This window comes from Mesoplasma chauliocola (assembly GCF_002290085.1).
Classification (GTDB): Bacteria; Bacillota_I; Bacilli_A; order Mycoplasmatales; family Mycoplasmataceae; genus Mesoplasma; species Mesoplasma chauliocola.
The window spans coordinates 224,936-242,863 of sequence record NZ_CP023173.1; the positions used below are offsets into that span (position 1 = coordinate 224,936).

Here is a 17,928-nt window from a genome sequence, read left to right on the forward strand (position 1 = left end):
AAATAAAATGATTTATACAGTAACGTTAAATCCTGCACTTGATCATATTATTGAAACTAATGGATTTAAAATTGGCGAAACTAATTACTACAATAATGAATATATGGTTATTGGTGGTAAAGGAATCAATGTTTCAATAGTTTTAAACAATTTAAAGGCAGAAGTTTTATCAACTGGTATTTTAGGTTCAAATAATAAAGCACCTTTTTTAGAAAAATTTGAAGAAAATAATCTAAAGAACATTTTTTTTATTAATAAAGGTTTGACAAGAACAAATTTGAAAATAAAAAATCTTGCTAAGGCAGAAGAAACTGAATTAAATGGTTTGGGCTCAAGTGTTAGTGAAAAAATAATAAATGAATTAAAAGATTTCTTAAGAGTTAATTTAAAACCTGAAGATATTTTGGTAGCAGCTGGAAGTATTCCAAGCGGATTACAAGATAATATTTATGAAGAAATCGGAAATATAGCAAATGAAAAGAATGCATTATTCATTTTGGATACTTCTAAAAAAAGTATGATAAATGGAATTAAGGCTAAACCATATTTAATAAAACCCAATATTGAAGAAATTTGTGAAATATTAAATTTACCGTTTAAAGAATATTCATTTAATGAAATTTGTGAAATGGTAAAAAATCTAAAGCAAATGGGTGCGCAAAATGTTTTATTAAGTAGAGGAAGTAAAGGAAGTTATTTCTTTACAAGTACTGACGAAATATATCAAGTAGGAATTGCTAAGGGAGAATTAGTAAATTCAGTAGGATCTGGTGATAGTATGATTGCAGGTTTTACATATGGAATTTATAAAAAATTAACCATAGAAGAATGTTTAAGATTTGGGGCTGCTGCTGGTGGGGCAACAGCATTTACAGAATGACTAGGTTTAAAAGAAGATATCTTAAACCTTAAAGAACAAGTATCTGTTATAAAAATAAAATAGGAGAACAATATGGAATTAAAAGATTTATTTAAATCTAAAGTTTCAGTCTTTCAGGCAGATTTAAAATCAAAACAAGAAGTTATAAATTTCTTAGTTGAAAAACTATCAAATGAAAAAATGATAGCTAATAAAAAAGACTTTAAAGATGCAATTTTAAAAAGAGAAAGCGAGGCTTCAACAGGAATGGGTGATGGAATTGGAATTCCTCATGCTATAAATGATACTGTTAAAGAACCTTGTATTGCTTTTGTAAGTTTAAAATCACCGATTGACTGAGAAAGTTTTGATAACAAACCAGTAGATTTAATTTTTATGATTGCAACTAATGATGAAAAAGGTGAAGCTCACTTAGGTGCTTTAGCAGATTTATCAAAATTCTTAATGAAATCTGAATTTCAAGAAGCATTAAGAAAAGCAAAAAGCTTCAAAGCTTTACAAGTTGCTTTTAATAACAAAAGTGAAGCAAAAAGAGTAGAAGCTAAAGAAGGTAAATATGATGTTATTGGTATAACAGCATGTCCAACAGGAATAGCACATACTTATTTAGCAGAAGAAAAATTAATTGAATATGCTACAGAGTTAGGTTTAAGTGTAAAAATTGAAACTCAAGGACGTAGAGGAACAGAAAATAAGTTATCTCAAGAAGATGTTGATAATGCAAAAGTTATTATTTTAGCTCATGATAAAAACATTCAAGGAATGGGACGATTTAGTGGTAAACAAATTATTGATACAACAACTAAGGATGCTATTTTTAATGGAAAAGAATTAATTCAAGACTTCGGAAAAAATGAAAAAACTATTACTGCTAAAAACGTTAGTTCAAAAGATGATGAAGCAGGAGATGATTTTTCACTAAAGAAATTTGCTCAAGTTAAAGGTAATTTACTTGCTGGAGTTTCAAGAATGCTTCCATTCGTTGTTGCGGGAGGAATCATCTTAGGAATAGGATTCCTGATTGACTTTGCGATGGGTAATGGTAATCCACCAGTTATGCCAGCTGAATGATATACAGGATGATTAGCAAATGTTTGACCTACACATGTTCTAAATGAGACCGGAAATACCTTAACACCAGAACAAATTATGAGTATAGGTAGTACAGATTGAGTTAATGCCTGGATGGGAGACTTTGGTACGCATAGTTTAACTGCAGGTTGATTTACAGCAATTGGTAAAACAGGAATGATGTTAATGGTTCCTATTCTTGCAGGTTATATTTCTTATACTATTGTTGGTCCTCAAGGATTAATGCCAGGGTTTATAGCCGGAGTATTTGCTGATGGACTAGGGGGGGTTGCTTATGGGACACCTGGTAGTTGATCAGGATTATGAACTAGACTAATTCCTGTTGATATTCCAATGCAATCAGGATTTATTGGTGGTATGGTTGGAGCATATGTTGCTGCATTAATTGTATTTGGTTTAACAGTAGCATTTAAAAAATTCAAAAAATCATTTCATGGTATTAGAGATATAGTTTTAATCCCGTTATTATCACTTTTAGGAATTTCTTTAGCAATGTTTGCGTTAAATATTCCTTTAGGTTATACAATGTATGGATTACAACAATTCTTAAAATTATTAGCTGAACATAATTTACTAATTTTATTAGGGGCAATTTTAGGATTTATGATGTGTGTTGATATGGGTGGACCTATTAACAAAATTGCATACGTAACTGGTGTACTTTCAGTTTCAGGTGGATTAGGTAGTGACCCTCTAATCACACTTACAATGGCAGCAGCTATGGCTGGTGGAATGGTTCCACCATTAGGTATTGCCTTATGTACATTAATTTTTAGAAAAGCTTGAACTCAAAAAGAAAAAGATTCGGCAAAGGCTAACTGATTAATGGGAGCATTCTTTATTTCAGAAGGTGCGATTCCGTTTATGGTTACTGATCCAAAAAGAATTTCGCTATCAGCGATGGCTGGTGGAACAATTACTGGATTAATGGTTGGAGCATTTAAAATAACTTTAGGTGCTCCTCATGGAGGGATAGCAGTATTCCCTCTTCTAAAATCTGGATTAGTTGATTTACAATCAGGTACAGCGATTGGTTTAGGTGTAGGATTATACATTTTATCAATAGTTGTAGGTACAGTTGTAATGGCAACAATATTAGGATTCTGAAAATCATATGACATTAAAAAAGGAAAATTAGTTATAGTTAATTAAAATTTATAAAAAACCTTAGAAATAGGGTTTTTTTGTTTCCAAAAAGTTAACATTTTTAAGTTTAAGAGTAAAATATTTTATAAATGAGAGAAAAAATCTGAAAGGACAAAAAGGTAAATAGATTAATGAATCAAAAAACACCAATAGTTGAGTTGAATAATGTTTCAAAAATTTATAATAAAAATGTTTGGGCATTAAAAAAAGTTGATCTAAAACTGTATCGTGGAGAATGCGTTTCTTTACTTGGATCAAATGGTAGTGGTAAAACAACTCTATTGAGAATAATAGGAAATAACTTAAAAAACACAACAGGTACAATCAACTATAATTTTGATGAGGAAAACATTTTGAAAGCAATTGGTTTGCAAAAGAGAGAACAAGCATGACCAAATGGTTTTAAAGTTAAAGATATAAATGATTTATGAATTAAAATTTATGATATGACAGATTTAGAATGAGTAAACAAGTTAAAACATGTTTTTGGAGTAAATGAAATCGAAGAAAAGTATTTATCAAAATTATCAATTGTAAGATTGCAAGTTTATGCAATATTTTTATCATTTATTTCAAAGCCTGAATTGGTTCTAATAGATGAATTATCATCAGATATAGATTTTAAATATGAAGAAAAGATAACTAATTTTTTTAAAGAATATTTAGCAGACGGAAATACACTAGTTTTAAATCATCCAAGTTATTATTTTTTAGAAAATTTAACAGATAGAGTTATTTACTTGAATGATGGAGAAATATTTGAAGATTTATCAATCAAGGAAGTTAAAAAAGAGTATAAATCTGTTATGGATTATACTAAATCAATTTTTAAAGAAGAAATTGTAGCTGAAAAAAAACTTAAAAACAAAAGTAAATTTTTTTCAACAATGAATACAAAAACTGAGACTTACTCAAATTCATTGCAAATTATTATTGAGGACTTGGAAAATCAACAGAATCACAATGAAAAAGTCTTGAATAGATTAAAGGAAGTTTATTTTGCTATCTTAGATCTAAAAACAAGTATAGATAATTTATCTATTTCTTATATTAATAAAACCTCAATTAGAATTATTTCGAAAAAAATTAAAATGACTATTAAATTAATTAATTCATTAACAATAAATTATAAATATAAAAAGTATCATAAAACTTTAAGTTCAATTGAAAAGTTTTTAAATAAAGAATTAAAAAGAACATTTGCAAATGATAAGGTTATTGTTAATGGAGATGTTTTAAGTATTACAATGTCTGAATCAGAAAAAAAACAATTAGAAAAACTAAAAGAAAAATATATTCGAGAAGAACAAAAGATAATAAGAAGAAAAATATTAAAACAACAATTTAAAAAGCAAAATAAAATTAATAAAAGTTTAGAAACTAAATCTCAAAAAGAGGTTGAAAACAATGAAATCTAATAATAGTTTTAGAATTTTTGTTAGATTGTTGAAGGCACAAACGTTTAATTATATTACTGATCCTATTAACATAATTTTAGGTTTTGTTCTAACAACAGTAACGATGTTGTGCTGGGTTGCTTTCAAGCCTCACAATGTTGAATCAGGATTATTAGCTGATAGTTTCGTTTTAGCTTCTGCTATTGGTATTTCATCAATTAGAAATTCACAATATAATTTAAATTTAACTTTAGCTAATTGAAGGGAAACAAGATTTGTTAGAAATTTGTTAACAACTCCAATTTCAAAAAAAACTTTATATACTTCTATATTATGTTTCAATTGAATTGTAAATATTATTGTTACAATTTTATTAATTTCTTTGGCTATGTTATTTAATTCTCAAAGACAAGTTATAACAAATGTTGAATGAGTCCCATTTTTTATTGGTTTCATTTTAAATATTTTGCTTTCAAATGTAATAGCTTTATTTTTATCAACAACTTTTAAAAATAAAGAATATGTTTTAATTATTTCCTTATGTTCTTATTTTGGACCAATGTATCTTTTGGGTTTAGGAATTCCATGAAATGTAGTTGGCCAAATTCCGTCAATTAATATACTAACTTATTTTGCACCCCATAGGTATACAATTCATTTAATGCAAGCAGCATGAGTAGGTTCAGCAAGTAATATGGCATTCCCAGGTGTTGATTCGAACACTTGACTAGGTATTCATGGATTTGGATATGGAGGAATGGGATGATGACTTCCTGCATTAATTTCACTTTTATGAATACTAGTTTTTATATCTTTATTTTATTTAAGATTAAAAAATAATTATCAATTTGGTACAAGAAAGTATTCAAAATATAAAGGTGTAAAAAAACACATTAATAACATTGAATTAATTAAAAAAACAAATTCAATTGATGAATTAAAAGAATTAATTAGCATAGCAGGTTTGGAATATAAAAAAGTTAAAACAAAAAGCCCCCAAAAAGTAAAACTTAATAGTAATAAGAAAAGGGGTAAAGACTAATGAATACAAAAAAAATTAAAAAAGAGTATCAAGTTTTTAGTATGCTATTTGTTATTCAAGTTAAGTCATGATTTAAAAATCCTTTAAATATCTTTCTAGGAGTTTTTATTTCGCTTTATACAATGCTATGTTGATTAGCTTTTAAGAATAACGACCCATTTTTATTAGTTTCTGGTATTTGTGTTGCCATGACAAGAAACTCAATGTATATATACCTTAGAACAATTATTGATTGAAGAGACAAAAATTTTAATGATAAACTTAATATGAGTAATATTAGCAACAAAACAAAACATACTTCCTTATTAGCATTTAATTTTGTTTCAACTTTATTAATATGCTTAATTTTATTTGCTATTTCAATAGCATTATTCCCTGCTCAAATAGCATATATTAAGAACATGAATATTTTAATGATGTTATTTGGCTTAATAATTTGTTGAGGTACATGCTATGTACTAGCATTGTTTTTATATACTTTTGTTGCAAATTCAAAATGAGCAATTATGATAGGGTTACTAATTTATTTTTCAACAATGTACTTTTTGGGATTAGGTTTTCCATTCCAAGTAATTATTGAGCAAAAATGATTAAACTATATTCTTTATTTACACCCGTTTAGATATTCAATAAACATAGTTCAGGCTGGTTTTGTCAATGCTCAAAACTTCCATTATATAAATGACGCTATTAATATAAATGTTGATTTTGGATTTAAAGAAATAAAATGATTACCATACTTTTTAGCAATTTTTACAATAAGTGGGTATATAATTTCTTTAGTAACAAAAAGAGTAATAGATTCAAATTACAAATTTAGATCTAGAAATAAAATTAAAAGATTAAGAACCGAATCAAAACAATATATCAAAACAATTAACGAAACAAATGATATTGAGTTTTTAAAAAGGTTAAGAGAAGATAGAAGGCAAAAGGATTAGATTATGAAGTGTTATAGTACAAATTGTAAAAATGAAGCAAGTTCTTCATTTTCAGAAAAGGTTTTAGATGTTAACTCAACAACAAATAAATGGTTAACAACTGAACCAGTTTATAAAAGAATTACGTTATATTATTGTCATGATTGCATGCAAGATGTATTAGGTGATTTAAGAGGTCAAAAAAAATAATCTCAATGAGATTATTTTTTTATTTTTTTATTTTCAATTCTTTCAATTTCTTCAATTAAAAATTTCATTCTTGCTTCTTGAACTAACAATACATCAAATTCTTTGTTAAATAACCCCATAAAAGTTCCAATAATTAATGCACCAATGAAGTTACCTAAAATCGCAGGTATAATGTTGAATGCTACAAACGCTCAAGCCATATTAGCATTTTTTGCATTTGGATCTGATATAACTCTAAGAATTAACATTCATGCACCAAATCAGTTTGCAACACAGTGTTGATAACCAGCAATTGCAAAGAAAAATAAGATTAAGAAATACATAACCATTGCTGCAACTGTATTTCCTTTAGCAGATTTTGAACCTTGTGTAGCCAAACAAATTAGGAAGTTACATAATACCGCACTTGCTAATACATAACCTATTGTTTTAAAAATTTCCCCTGCTGTTAATGTTTCTCCAGCATTAATTGCTGTTCCGATTTCATATAACTTAGCTGAACCAAATGAACTATAAATATGATCACCAAGAGTTTTAATAATTTCGCCACTCGCATCTTTTAAAACTGTATGCTCTAATGCTCCAGATAATTGGAATATAATTGCAAAAATACCTATTCCAACAATGTTACCCGCATAAACTAGACCACAAGCTTTTAAAAAAATGGATCATCTTTCAACTTTTTTAAACATTGTTCTGTTATATCACATATGGGCTGTAACAAATCCACCACCTAAAAATGATATAAGTAAGATAACACAACCAAATACAGCTCCTGTTAATAACCTAGTAATAGACTGATTATTTATTGAGAATGTTGCATATGCAACAGCTGCGTAAACTAAACCAATTCATATACCTGCTAAAACTCCTGCCATAAATTGCTTCATACTTGCTAATCTTAATCCATCAGATATAACTCTAAACGTATGAATATATCCATAGTTATGATAAGCAACGTCTTGGCTGTAAAGTGGAGAATAATCAACTTGTTCTAAAGTTTCAATCTCATTTTTGTACTTGTGAATTTTTTCTTCATCAGTTAAATGCTCTTTTTTAAGTAGCACTTTTTTTGTAATTTTCATAAATGTTTTTTCTCTCTATTTTCTTTTTTAAAAATTATTTTCTATTTTAATAATACATTAGAGGAAATAAATTTTTGATATTTTTTTTATTTTTTAATATAAATTATATTTGATGATTTATCATAGACAATATAAAGTGATATAATTTTATTAGCCTAATTAGTTTTAAAAGAGGAGAAATAAACATGGGATTATTTAGCAAAAAAAGCAAATCTGTTGAAATCTACGCACCAGTTGATGGAGAAGTAGTTGGATTAGACAAAGTTGAAGATGAAGTTTTCAGCGGAAAAATGATGGGAGACGGTTTAGCTATCGTTCCTGCAAATGGTGATTTTGTTTCACCAATGACAGCTGAATTAGCAAGTGTGTTCCCAACAAAACATGCTTATGGATTTAGAGAAAAATCTGGTGTTGAAGTTTTAGTTCACATTGGATTAGATACAGTTAATCTTGAAGGGGAAGGATTTGAATCTTTCGTTAAACAAGGAGATAAAGTTAAACAAGGAGATCCGATGGTTAAAGTGGATTTAAAATTCGTTAAACCTAAAGTTCCTTCAATAACAACACCAATTATTGTAACTAACCCAAATGGAAAAACAATAACTATTGTTAAAATGGGAAAAGTTAAAAAAGGTGAATTAATCGCAACTGTTGGTTAATAAAAAATAATTTACAAATTATTAGTTTATTTGATATAATTTATTTGTTAAAGAAAAAGAAGCACAAGCTCACCACCAACGAATAGTGAAGTGGTTGAAACAATAATATAAAAATATTATACTGTGTGCTATCTAATTTTTTGACGGCACACATTTTATTTATCCAAAGGAGTATTAGATGGATCAAAGACGAAACAATTCAAAACCTATAAAAAATCAAGACCCGATTAACACATTTATTAGAGCCAGAGAAGTTTTAATAATAGGTGATAATGGTGAAAAGTTAGGACCTCTAAAAAGAAATGAGGCTATTCAATTAGCTGAAGAAAAAGGTCTAGACTTGATGCAAGTCGGTCAACAACCAGATGGATTAGCAATTTGTAAAATTTTAGACTATGGTAAATTCAAATATCAACAACAAAAGAAAAACAAAGAAGCTAAGAAAAATCAGGTTAAGGTTGAAAATAAAGAAATTAGATTGACTGTTAATATTGGTCAACATGACTTAGTAACAAAAGCCAAAAAAGCTAGAGAGTTTTTAGAGGCTGGGGATAGAGTTAAGATTTCTTTAAAATTTAAGGGTAGAGAAATTGCATACATGGATTTAGGAAAAGAAACATTAGACAAATTCTATAAAGAAATTGAGGATATAGCTAAAATTGAAAAAGAAGCTAAATTAACTTCAAGATTCTTAGACATGTATGTTGTGCCAAAGAAATAATTAGAAAAGTATTGAAAGGAAATTAAGTATTATGCCAAAAATGAAATCAAAAAAATCATTAGCAAAAAGAGTTATTGCTAAGAAAAACGGTACTTTAAAAAGAGGTAAAGCTTACAGATCTCACCGTGCTACAGGTAAAACTACAAAACAAAAACGTCACTTAGAAAAATCAACAATCGTTCATGTAACAGACATGAAACGTTTTAAGGGTTTATTACAAAAATAAGAAAGGTAAAAGGTAAATAAGTTATGGCAAGAGTTAAATTTGGAAAAGTAACTAGAGCAAGAAGAAAACGTTGAATTAAGCGTGCAAAAGGTTACTATGGAACTAAACATTCTTCATACAAAAAAGCGCATGAACAAGTAGTTCGTTCAATGGCTTACGCTTTTATCGGGCGTAAACAAAAGAAACGTGATTTCAGAAAATTATGAATTGTACGTATTAATGCAGCAGTTAGACCTTATGGTTTATCATACTCAAGATTTATGAATGGATTAAAATTAGCAAGCATTGATGTTAACCGTAAAATGTTATCAGAATTAGCTATTTCAAACCCAGAACAATTTAAATTATTGGTTGATGCAGCAAATAAAGCATTAACTTCAAAATAATAAATTTATGGCTAAAATAGATCAAAAAACAAATCAAGTTATTTTTACTAAACAAGAATATTTTGAAACTTGACAAAATTGTCCAATTATTCAAAATAGAGACTCAAAAGAATTTAGACTTTGTTATATTTGCAAATTTCCAATGGAATTTAAAATTAACGAAAAAGATAGTAAAATTGAAAATGCTTGAGTTATTGATTTAATTAATGCAAAAAAACCAGTATTAGAGATTGAAAATTATATTGGTGTGCATGCTAACTGCGTGCAAAATAGAAAAAAAATGGACTCAACAAAACTAATTAAAAAAATAAAAATGGTTGGTTGAATGGCTCCTGAAGATTATTAATTTAAAGATGCTTTGCATCTTTTTTTAATTGAAAACTTTAAATTAAAGAAAGGGAAATTGTGTTCAAAAATAAATTAATCAGTAAAATATTATTTGGTTTAACTACAATTTCACTATCAATAGTTGCACCGCTAAGTGTGGTTTCTTGTCAAAAAATAGTTATGATGAGTTTAAAGATCGCCCTATTAATTGATATTCACCGACTAACACAATTGATGCCTCATTAAATACTTTCACAAATGACCCTTGTTCTATCTTATATAATAAAAAAGATAATTTATATTACAGTTTCAATGCTTTTTAGGGATGGAAAAGATTTTCCATCAGGATGAATTGAAATGACTTCTCCTGATTTAAATACATGAACTCAAAAAGATTACAAAATTAAAAAAGATAAGCATTTTAAAGATTTTAAGGGTCAAAATATTGCTTTTGCATGAGCGGTTCAGTTTGAATAGATAAAGATGGTAAATTTTTTTGAAAAAAGTGATGTTGTTTTTGTATTAACTCTAAGAGATGCTATTTTGTTAAATCAAGATAGCAATGATGTAGATAAAGATGAAAATTTGATACGTTATAGCTGAATAGGATTTTTTGTTTCTCATGGTTTAGGGCAAGAAATTTATACTTCAGGAGTTATAGTTGATGAAAGTTAAAATTCTAATCGTTTAACAGATTGAAAAGGTACAACTATTTTTCAAATAGAAAATGATTTATATTTTGCTATTGCAGCAGGTTATCGATTAGAATTTTGACAAATAAATAATTTTGGTAACAAATCACAAAACACACGGAAAAAACAACAAAAATAAATGAAATTTTTGTACTTAACATATGAGTTAAAGTACCAAATATTGTTAGAATTGGTGACAATCTTTGGTATATTTCTGCCTAAGTTCAAGATGCTTGTTTTCCTGAATCATTTCAATCTTCATGATTAAGATTATGCGAATAAGATAATGTTAACAAAAGATTCAAACTAGTTCAAAAGAACGAAAAAGGCGAGTATGAAGAAATTAAAAATATTAGAACGCATGAAGGATCTTTAGAAGTTAAAAAAAACAACCTTATAATAATGTTTTGAATGAGAAAATAGTAGTAATTAAGAATATAGAAATATGATTAATCCTTGAAAAATTAATGAGTATGAAACAGAGGGATATAAACAAAGAGTTGTTGACCGATTACAAAAAAATGTTCTATTGCAAAATTTGCTATTTCTCGATTAATGCCAGCTAACTGAGAGGATACGATACAAATATTTGATCTTGGTCTGGTGGTTATTTAGCAAAAATAGATAATAACTTTTGATGATCCAAGTAATCCAAAACTTGGATCAAATGATGAAATTGGAGACTTTTCAGATAATGGGACAGCTGTTTATTATTTAAAAGGTAAAGATTTAACAAATAATTACAAATTAACTTTTAATAATCAGAATTTTTGTCTTTTATACAAAAGAAGGTAAAGTTAATTGAAAAAAATGAAATACTCAAAGTAGACATGTAGATTTAACAGATGATATTATTATTGTATAAAATAAATGCACTTTAACTTTTTATAATAAAACAAAGGCATAAAATGCTCACTTCATGTTGCCAAAAGGTACAACACATAAAATAAAAGATGGAGCAAAATCAATAATTCAAACAAATTAATAATTTAAAAAGAGATGTTTTGAGCATCTCTTTTTAAATTATTTTCTATATCAATTAATACCTAATTTGTTTTGTACTTTATTTAATTTTTTGTGAGCAATTTTTTTTGCTTTTAAAGCCCCTTTTTCAAGAACTTCTTTTAAGTAATCACCCTTTATTATTTCACTATATTTTTCTTGAATAGGAATAATTAGTTCTAAAAGAGCTTGCGTAACATCATCTTTTAGATCCTTATAATTTTTTCCTTCTCACATTTTATGACAATCATCTATTGAAACATTTTTAATAATTGAATAGATATTCATTAAGTTTGAAACACCAGGCTTATTTATAGGATCATATTTTATTAAGTTTTCACTATCAGTTACAGCTGCTTTAATTTTACTTGTTATTTCCGCAGGGGTATCTAACATTTTTATAACAGCTTTAGGATTATCACTTGATTTACTCATTTTTTTAGTTGGATCTTGTAGGTCCATAATTTTAATATTGCCTTTTGTTAAAATTGGTTCAGGCACAACATGCATTTCATCATATTTATTATTCATTCTAATTGCTATATCTCTTGAAAGTTCTAAATGTTGCTTTTGATCAACTCCAACTGGAACAAATTTTGGATCATATAAAAGAATATCAGCAGCCATTAAACAAGGATATGTAAATAACCCCGTAGGAATTGAAATGTTATCTCCTTCGCTTTGCTTTGATGATTTGTCTTTAAATTGAGTCATTCTTGACAATTCACCCATTGTTGATTGTGTTGTTAAAATTCATCCTAATTGGGCGTGTTCAAAAACATCTGATTGTAAGAACAATGTCATTTTTTCTGGATCTAATCCACAAGCAATATATAAAGCTGTCATTTCCTTAGTTTTACTTTTTAGTGAAGTCGAGTCCTGAGGAATTGTAATTGCATGTAAGTTTGCAACAAATACAAAGAGCTCATATTCATTTTGATACTCTACTAAATTTTTAACAACTCCTAAATAATTCCCTAAACTCATTGAGCCGCTAGGAGTTATACCTGTAACCATTCTTTGTTTTTCCATTTTATTAATCCTCCGCTTTTTTACTATATCTATTATATCAAACATAAATATCTTAATAATTGATATAATTATTTTACATTAACTTGAGGTGCAAAATGAAGTATAGTATTGTAAAAAATGATTATGAAGAATCAAAAAAAATAGCTGTTGAGCTTAATGAACTCTTGAAAGCAAAAAAATGAAAAGAAGATAATAAAAAGCCTGATTATATTTTTGTAGTAGGCGGAGATGGAACATTTTTAAAGGCAGTAGAAATATATAATACTATTGTTAATAAAGTAACATTTGTTCCAATTAAATCTGGGGGAATAGGTTTTTATACAAATCACAATAGAATATCGGATGTAAAAGAAATTATATCTGATATTGAAAATCAAAAACCAATTGAAATTTCTGTTTTAGAAGCTAATGATTATAAAATAGTTAATGAAATAAAAATTATTAATAGTTTAAGACCATTAGAAGCAGATGTTCTGATTGATGGAGAACTTTTAGAAACTTTTAAAGGAACAGGATTAGTATTCTCTACTTCAGGTGGAAGCACAGGATTCTCAAAATCACACAATGGTGCTGTTATTATCGATGAAAACAATATATTTCAAATGCTAGAAATTGCCCCAATTTCAAATAATAACTTTAGAACTATGAATGCACCAATAATTTTTTCAAGAAAACACACAGTTGAAGTAGTTATTAAAAAAGCAAATGATGTTGAAATTATTGTAGATAGTAAAAAGTGTAAAGTACCAAATCACAAAACAATTAAAATTAAATTGAGTGATAAAAATATAAAAATGATTTCAAAAAATAGTGAAAAATTAACAAAGACTAAAATTTTAAATAGTATTTTTACAACAAATAAACCTTATAACTAAAAGATAATGTTTTTATATTAGTAATACTATACAATAATTAAATTAAATAAAGGGGTTATATGAACGTAATAGCAGGTAAGTACAAAGGTCTAAAATTGGATACTCTTGAAGGTATGAATACTAGACCGACATTAACACGAATAAAAGAAGACGCTTTTAACATAATTGATAATTATTTTATTTTTGATAACAAAAAGAGTTTAGATATTTTTGGTGGAAGTGGTGCTTTAACTGTTGAAGGCTTAAGTAGAGGTATTAGTTTTGGGGTTATAAATGATTATTCACGAGATGCTATAAAAATTATTAATCAAAACTTGAAAAAAACTAAATCATCTAATTGAGAAATTTATAATAAAGACTATATTGAATTATTAAATTTTTTAAATTTTAAAAATGCAAGATTTGATCTAATATATATGGACCCACCTTTTGCAAAGGTTGAATCATATCAATTAGTTTTCAATAGGCTAATTGAATTTAAACTATTGAATAATTGGGCAATAATAATGATTGAATCTGAAATGCCACTAGATCAAAAAGTAATTTCAGATTTTAAACTATTAAAATATAAAGACTATAACAAAAAGCACTTATACATTGTAAGATTGGAGAATGAAAATGAATAATAAGGGAAAATTAATTATTATATCTGGGCCAAGTGGGGTTGGAAAAGGCAGTGTAAATGGGGAATTATTGCAGAATAAAGATTTAAAATTAGAATATTCTGTATCTATGACAACTAGATCACCACGCGAAGGAGAAGTTAACGGTGTTAACTATTTCTTTGTTTCAAAAGAAGAATTTGCTAATGCAATTGTTAATAATGAACTTATTGAATATGCAAACTTTGTTGGTAATTCGTATGGAACTCCAAGAAAATATGTTGAAGAAAAATTAAATCAAGGTAAAAATGTTATTTTAGAAATTGAAGTTGATGGAGCTACTCAAGTTATCAGAAGTGAAGACAATGTTTTATCAATTTTCTTAATGCCACCAACACTTAATGAGTTAGAATCTAGAATTAAAGGAAGAGCTACAGAATCTGAAGATAAGATCAAAGCAAGATTAGACAAAGCATTATTAGAGATTCCATTAAAACATAATTACGACTATGTTGTTGAAAATGATTCTGTTGAAAATGCCGTAGCTAAAATTACTGATATTTTAATTAGAGAGAAATGTGCTAATTCAACTGAAGAATCAAAATTTAAAAACTTAACTGAAATAGTACAAGAAATTGTTGATGATAAATATACATATTTCATTAACAATTGAGAAGCTAATGTTAAATTGTTGGCTCACAATTCAGAAGCAAAATCAGAGGCAGAAAATTTTGATGCAAGAGGTCAATTAATTAAATTGCTTTCATCAGAGGTTTATAGAAAAATACTTTCACATGGAGATTTTTCAAAGATAAATAATAAAGAATTTGTAGATTTTAAAATTCAAAAATTAATGTTTAAAATTAATTTTTTCAGTATTAAACAAAGAAGTGATTTTAGTGGAGACTAATAATTCAAGAAAAATAGCTTTTGAAATATTAAAAAAAGTTTTTAAAAATAAATCGTTTTCAAATATACTTTTAAATGATGTTTCAAAAATGCCTATTTCAGATAAATTTAAAAACTTAATTTTTGCTACAGTTCATGGAACTATAACAAATCAAATTCTTTTAAATGAAGTTACAAAAAAGTTAGTGGATGCTAAAAAAACAAATATAGATATTCAAATATTACTTTGAATGAGTATATATCAATTAAGATTTTTAAAAACTATACCTCAATATGCAGTTGTTAATGAATCTGTAATGATTGCAAAATCTATAAATAATAAATTTGCCGGATTATTGAATGCATGTTTAAAAAAAGTAATTAAAAATGAGGAAGAATTATTTAATTTTTCTTCATTAGATAAACTGCAAAAAATTTGTATTGAAAATTCTTTTCCTATAAATCTTTTTAGCCTTATTGAAAAAGGCTATGGATTTGAAAACGCTAAAAGAATAGCTATAGATTCTAATCAAAAACCTGTTATTAGTTTTAGAGTTAATACGATTAAGATTTCTTTTGAAGATTTTTTTGAAAAATATAAAGAAGAATTTGACTTACAAAAAACAGAAGTGTTAAATTGTTTAGTTTCAAAAAAAGCAATTGTTAAAAGTGATGCGTATAAAAATGGAGAAATAACAATACAAGATCCAGCTTCAATTTTAGTAGCTAATACTTTAAATCCTTCTTCTAATTCTAAAGTTTTAGATATGTGCAGCGCTCCTGGTGGAAAATTAACTCATTTAAGCATGATAATGCAAAATACAGGAACTATAACAGGATATGAAATAAGTGAAAATAAAATAAAACTTATTAATGAAAATATTCAAAGATTAGGTTGTAAAAACATTAATTTAATTTGTGGTGATGCAACAAAAATTAATGAAAAAGAAAATTATGATTTCGTGTTATTAGATGCACCTTGCTCAGGTTTTGGAGTACTTAAAAGAAAACCTGAAATAAAAATTAATAAAATTGATTTTAAAAATGTAAATAGTATAGTTGAAATTCAAAAGAATCTACTAGAAACAGCATATTTTAACTTATCAAAGAATGGTACTTTGGTTTATTCAACATGTACAATAAATCCTGAAGAAAATCAAATTCAAATAGCAAACTTTATTAAAAAACATAACGACATTGAAATAATTGAAGAGAAACAATTATTTGGTTATGAAATGAATACTGATGGTTTTTACATATGTAAAATGATTAAAAGATAGAAGGTTCATGCCTTTTATTTTTTGTTGTTAAGGTTAAAAATAAGTATTTGTTATAAAATATATAAAAAGGAGAATGTAAATAATGGATAAACAATTATCAAGAAGTGAAATTCATAAAGATTATGTTGAAGAAGTTAATAAAAAGTTCGCTAAAACAAAGGCGAATTTAAGTTTAAATACCTATGTTATGTCTTCACTAGAAGCTTTAAAAAACATTGATAATGATTTTTTTACAAAAGTTGAGAAAATTTTAACTCAAGAATATGATAATGTTAAATTTCATTTAGAACATGACCCTGAATTAAAACAACATAATTACGAAGTTTTAACTCTTTTAAATGAGTCTTTGCAAGAACTGAAAAAAATACAAGATTATGAATTATCAAACACTGATAAAGATATAAAGAATAGTGAAATTATCTTTTCTGAAAAAGAGTTTTATAAAAAAGAGTTAGAAAACTTGTTAGAAGATTTAGTTGCTAGAAATCAAATGTATTTAGAAAGAATTAATGAAAGTAATGTTTATAAAACTGATTATGCAGGTGAGCATGGAGAAACATTAGCTAAAAGTTTTTTAAGTACAGAAGAAAAAATAGCAATAAACAATGAAATCAAAAGATTATCTTTTGGTGAACTGTCTAAAGAAATAGAAGCAAAACAAAGAGAAAAAATGCATAATTTAGATCAAAACAAAAAAAGATTTAAAATAAGAATTAAATTATTTTATATAGCTTTTGGAGTTTTTATAGCTATTGGCTTAATAGGATTAGTAGTTATTTTTCTAATTTAAAAATAAGGAGGTAAAAATGAAAAGGAAAATTATTGTTGCAGTAGATGGAACAGCAGGATCGGGCAAAACTGTTACGTTCACTAATGTTGCTAGAAAAGTAGGATATGAATTTATTGATACAGGCTTAATGTATAGAGCATTTACATTGCTTTGTATTGAAACTAAAATTGATTTTAAAAGTAAAGAGCAAATTATAAAAAATTTAGATAATTTTCATTTTTCAGTTAGAGATAGTTTGCCTTATTTAAACGGTATAGAAGTATCAAAGCGAATTCAAGAAAATGATATTGTAGAATTTATTAATTTTGTAACCCCAATTCCTGAAGTAAGAAAATATATGGTTGAAGCACAAAGAGCAATGGTAACTGGTGGTGGCTATATAGAGATTGGTAGAGACATAACAACAGTTGTATTACCTGATGCAGATTTAAAAATATATTTAGATTCAAGTGTGGAAGCAAGAACTAAAAGAAGATTTAATCAAAATGAAAAAAATGGAATAAGCAATAACAATTTTGAAAACATTAAAAATTCAATAATTAAAAGAGATAAACAAGATTTTAAAAATGGTTTAAGAAAAGTTGAAGACGCTTGATTAATAGACAATTCAAATATTCCAATTGATGAAGTTGTAAATATGATTGTTGATAGAATAAAAGAATTGGAAGGTGAATAG

21 protein-coding genes are annotated in these 17,928 nt (G+C 26.7%); 19 read left to right on the forward strand and 2 right to left on the reverse strand.

From position 1 onward, the window contains the following. The first annotated feature begins 7 nt into the window (after positions 1-7). The 6 genes from pfkB (at position 8) to CK556_RS01035 (ending at position 6,687) form a co-directional block, all read left to right on the forward strand. Positions 8-943, forward strand: a complete 936-nt coding sequence (pfkB, locus tag CK556_RS01010; protein WP_027875224.1) for a 1-phosphofructokinase — start codon at positions 8-10, stop codon at positions 941-943. Between the two features lie 9 nt (positions 944-952). Then, a complete protein-coding gene (locus tag CK556_RS01015) occupies positions 953-3,124 on the forward strand; it encodes a PTS fructose transporter subunit IIABC (RefSeq protein ID WP_027875225.1) in 2,172 nt (723 codons plus the stop codon). 125 nt (positions 3,125-3,249) lie between these two features. Beyond that, entirely contained in the window at positions 3,250-4,536 is a 1,287-nt protein-coding gene (locus tag CK556_RS01020) for an ATP-binding cassette domain-containing protein (RefSeq protein ID WP_027875226.1), read from the forward strand. Then, positions 4,526-5,557 (forward strand): ABC transporter permease, encoded by a 1,032-nt coding sequence (locus CK556_RS01025; protein WP_027875227.1) that lies wholly within the window; start codon positions 4,526-4,528, stop codon positions 5,555-5,557. Before CK556_RS01020 ends, CK556_RS01025 begins: the two co-directional genes overlap by 11 nt. Continuing rightward, positions 5,557-6,498 carry an ABC transporter permease gene (locus CK556_RS01030; protein ID WP_027875228.1) on the forward strand — a complete coding sequence of 314 codons (942 nt, stop codon included), beginning with the start codon at positions 5,557-5,559 and terminating at the stop codon, positions 6,496-6,498. Before CK556_RS01025 ends, CK556_RS01030 begins: the two co-directional genes overlap by 1 nt. A 3-nt stretch (positions 6,499-6,501) precedes the next feature. Then, a complete protein-coding gene (locus tag CK556_RS01035) occupies positions 6,502-6,687 on the forward strand; it encodes a hypothetical protein (RefSeq protein WP_027875229.1) in 186 nt (61 codons plus the stop codon). A gap of 11 nt (positions 6,688-6,698) precedes the next feature. Here CK556_RS01035 and CK556_RS01040 read toward each other — a convergent pair whose 3' ends face one another. Beyond that, complete coding sequence (locus CK556_RS01040) at positions 6,699-7,772, reverse strand: formate/nitrite transporter family protein (protein ID WP_027875230.1); 1,074 nt, start codon at positions 7,770-7,772, stop codon at positions 6,699-6,701. A gap of 185 nt (positions 7,773-7,957) precedes the next feature. Here CK556_RS01040 and CK556_RS01045 point away from each other — a divergent pair, with 185 nt between their 5' ends. From CK556_RS01045 to CK556_RS01070, 7 genes are all read left to right on the forward strand, one after another. After that, positions 7,958-8,431 carry a PTS sugar transporter subunit IIA gene (locus tag CK556_RS01045; RefSeq protein ID WP_027875231.1) on the forward strand — a complete coding sequence of 158 codons (474 nt, stop codon included), beginning with the start codon at positions 7,958-7,960 and terminating at the stop codon, positions 8,429-8,431. 178 nt (positions 8,432-8,609) lie between these two features. Beyond that, positions 8,610-9,152: a translation initiation factor IF-3 gene (infC, locus tag CK556_RS01050; RefSeq protein ID WP_027875232.1), complete on the forward strand. Its 543-nt coding sequence runs from the start codon at positions 8,610-8,612 to the stop codon at positions 9,150-9,152. Positions 9,153-9,183: 31 nt separating this feature from the next. Beyond that, positions 9,184-9,378 (forward strand): 50S ribosomal protein L35, encoded by a 195-nt coding sequence (rpmI, locus tag CK556_RS01055; protein ID WP_027875233.1) that lies wholly within the window; start codon positions 9,184-9,186, stop codon positions 9,376-9,378. 23 nt (positions 9,379-9,401) lie between these two features. Next, positions 9,402-9,764, forward strand: coding sequence for a 50S ribosomal protein L20 (gene rplT / locus CK556_RS01060; protein WP_027875234.1), 363 nt, complete (start codon positions 9,402-9,404; stop codon positions 9,762-9,764). A gap of 7 nt (positions 9,765-9,771) precedes the next feature. Continuing rightward, positions 9,772-10,110 carry a hypothetical protein gene (locus CK556_RS01065; protein WP_027875235.1) on the forward strand — a complete coding sequence of 113 codons (339 nt, stop codon included), beginning with the start codon at positions 9,772-9,774 and terminating at the stop codon, positions 10,108-10,110. A gap of 293 nt (positions 10,111-10,403) precedes the next feature. Next, positions 10,404-10,568, forward strand: a complete 165-nt coding sequence (locus CK556_RS03855; protein ID WP_156923119.1) for a hypothetical protein — start codon at positions 10,404-10,406, stop codon at positions 10,566-10,568. A 6-nt stretch (positions 10,569-10,574) separates the two neighbouring features. Further along, the gene (locus CK556_RS01070; RefSeq protein WP_027875236.1) at positions 10,575-10,766 is read left to right on the forward strand and encodes a hypothetical protein; all 192 of its coding nucleotides are present in this window, start codon (positions 10,575-10,577) and stop codon (positions 10,764-10,766) included. A gap of 1,040 nt (positions 10,767-11,806) precedes the next feature. On the opposite strand, the gene trpS is transcribed toward CK556_RS01070, so the two are convergent. After that, on the reverse strand, positions 11,807-12,817 hold the full coding sequence (gene trpS, locus CK556_RS01075) for a tryptophan--tRNA ligase (RefSeq protein WP_027875237.1): 1,011 nt from the start codon (positions 12,815-12,817) through the stop codon (positions 11,807-11,809). A gap of 95 nt (positions 12,818-12,912) precedes the next feature. Here trpS and CK556_RS01080 point away from each other — a divergent pair, with 95 nt between their 5' ends. The 6 genes from CK556_RS01080 (at position 12,913) to cmk (ending at position 17,928) form a co-directional block, all read left to right on the forward strand. Beyond that, positions 12,913-13,692, forward strand: coding sequence for an NAD(+)/NADH kinase (locus tag CK556_RS01080; protein ID WP_027875238.1), 780 nt, complete (start codon positions 12,913-12,915; stop codon positions 13,690-13,692). Between the two features lie 59 nt (positions 13,693-13,751). Next, on the forward strand, positions 13,752-14,318 hold the full coding sequence (locus tag CK556_RS01085) for an RsmD family RNA methyltransferase (protein ID WP_027875239.1): 567 nt from the start codon (positions 13,752-13,754) through the stop codon (positions 14,316-14,318). Continuing rightward, complete coding sequence (gene gmk, locus CK556_RS01090) at positions 14,311-15,204, forward strand: guanylate kinase (protein ID WP_027875240.1); 894 nt, start codon at positions 14,311-14,313, stop codon at positions 15,202-15,204. Before CK556_RS01085 ends, gmk begins: the two co-directional genes overlap by 8 nt. Beyond that, on the forward strand, positions 15,185-16,462 hold the full coding sequence (gene rsmB, locus CK556_RS01095; protein WP_027875241.1) for a 16S rRNA (cytosine(967)-C(5))-methyltransferase RsmB: 1,278 nt from the start codon (positions 15,185-15,187) through the stop codon (positions 16,460-16,462). The genes gmk and rsmB overlap by 20 nt, the downstream gene beginning before the upstream one ends. Positions 16,463-16,544: 82 nt before the next feature. Next, positions 16,545-17,252 (forward strand): hypothetical protein, encoded by a 708-nt coding sequence (locus tag CK556_RS01100; RefSeq protein ID WP_027875242.1) that lies wholly within the window; start codon positions 16,545-16,547, stop codon positions 17,250-17,252. A 16-nt stretch (positions 17,253-17,268) separates the two neighbouring features. After that, complete coding sequence (gene cmk / locus CK556_RS01105) at positions 17,269-17,928, forward strand: (d)CMP kinase (protein ID WP_027875243.1); 660 nt, start codon at positions 17,269-17,271, stop codon at positions 17,926-17,928.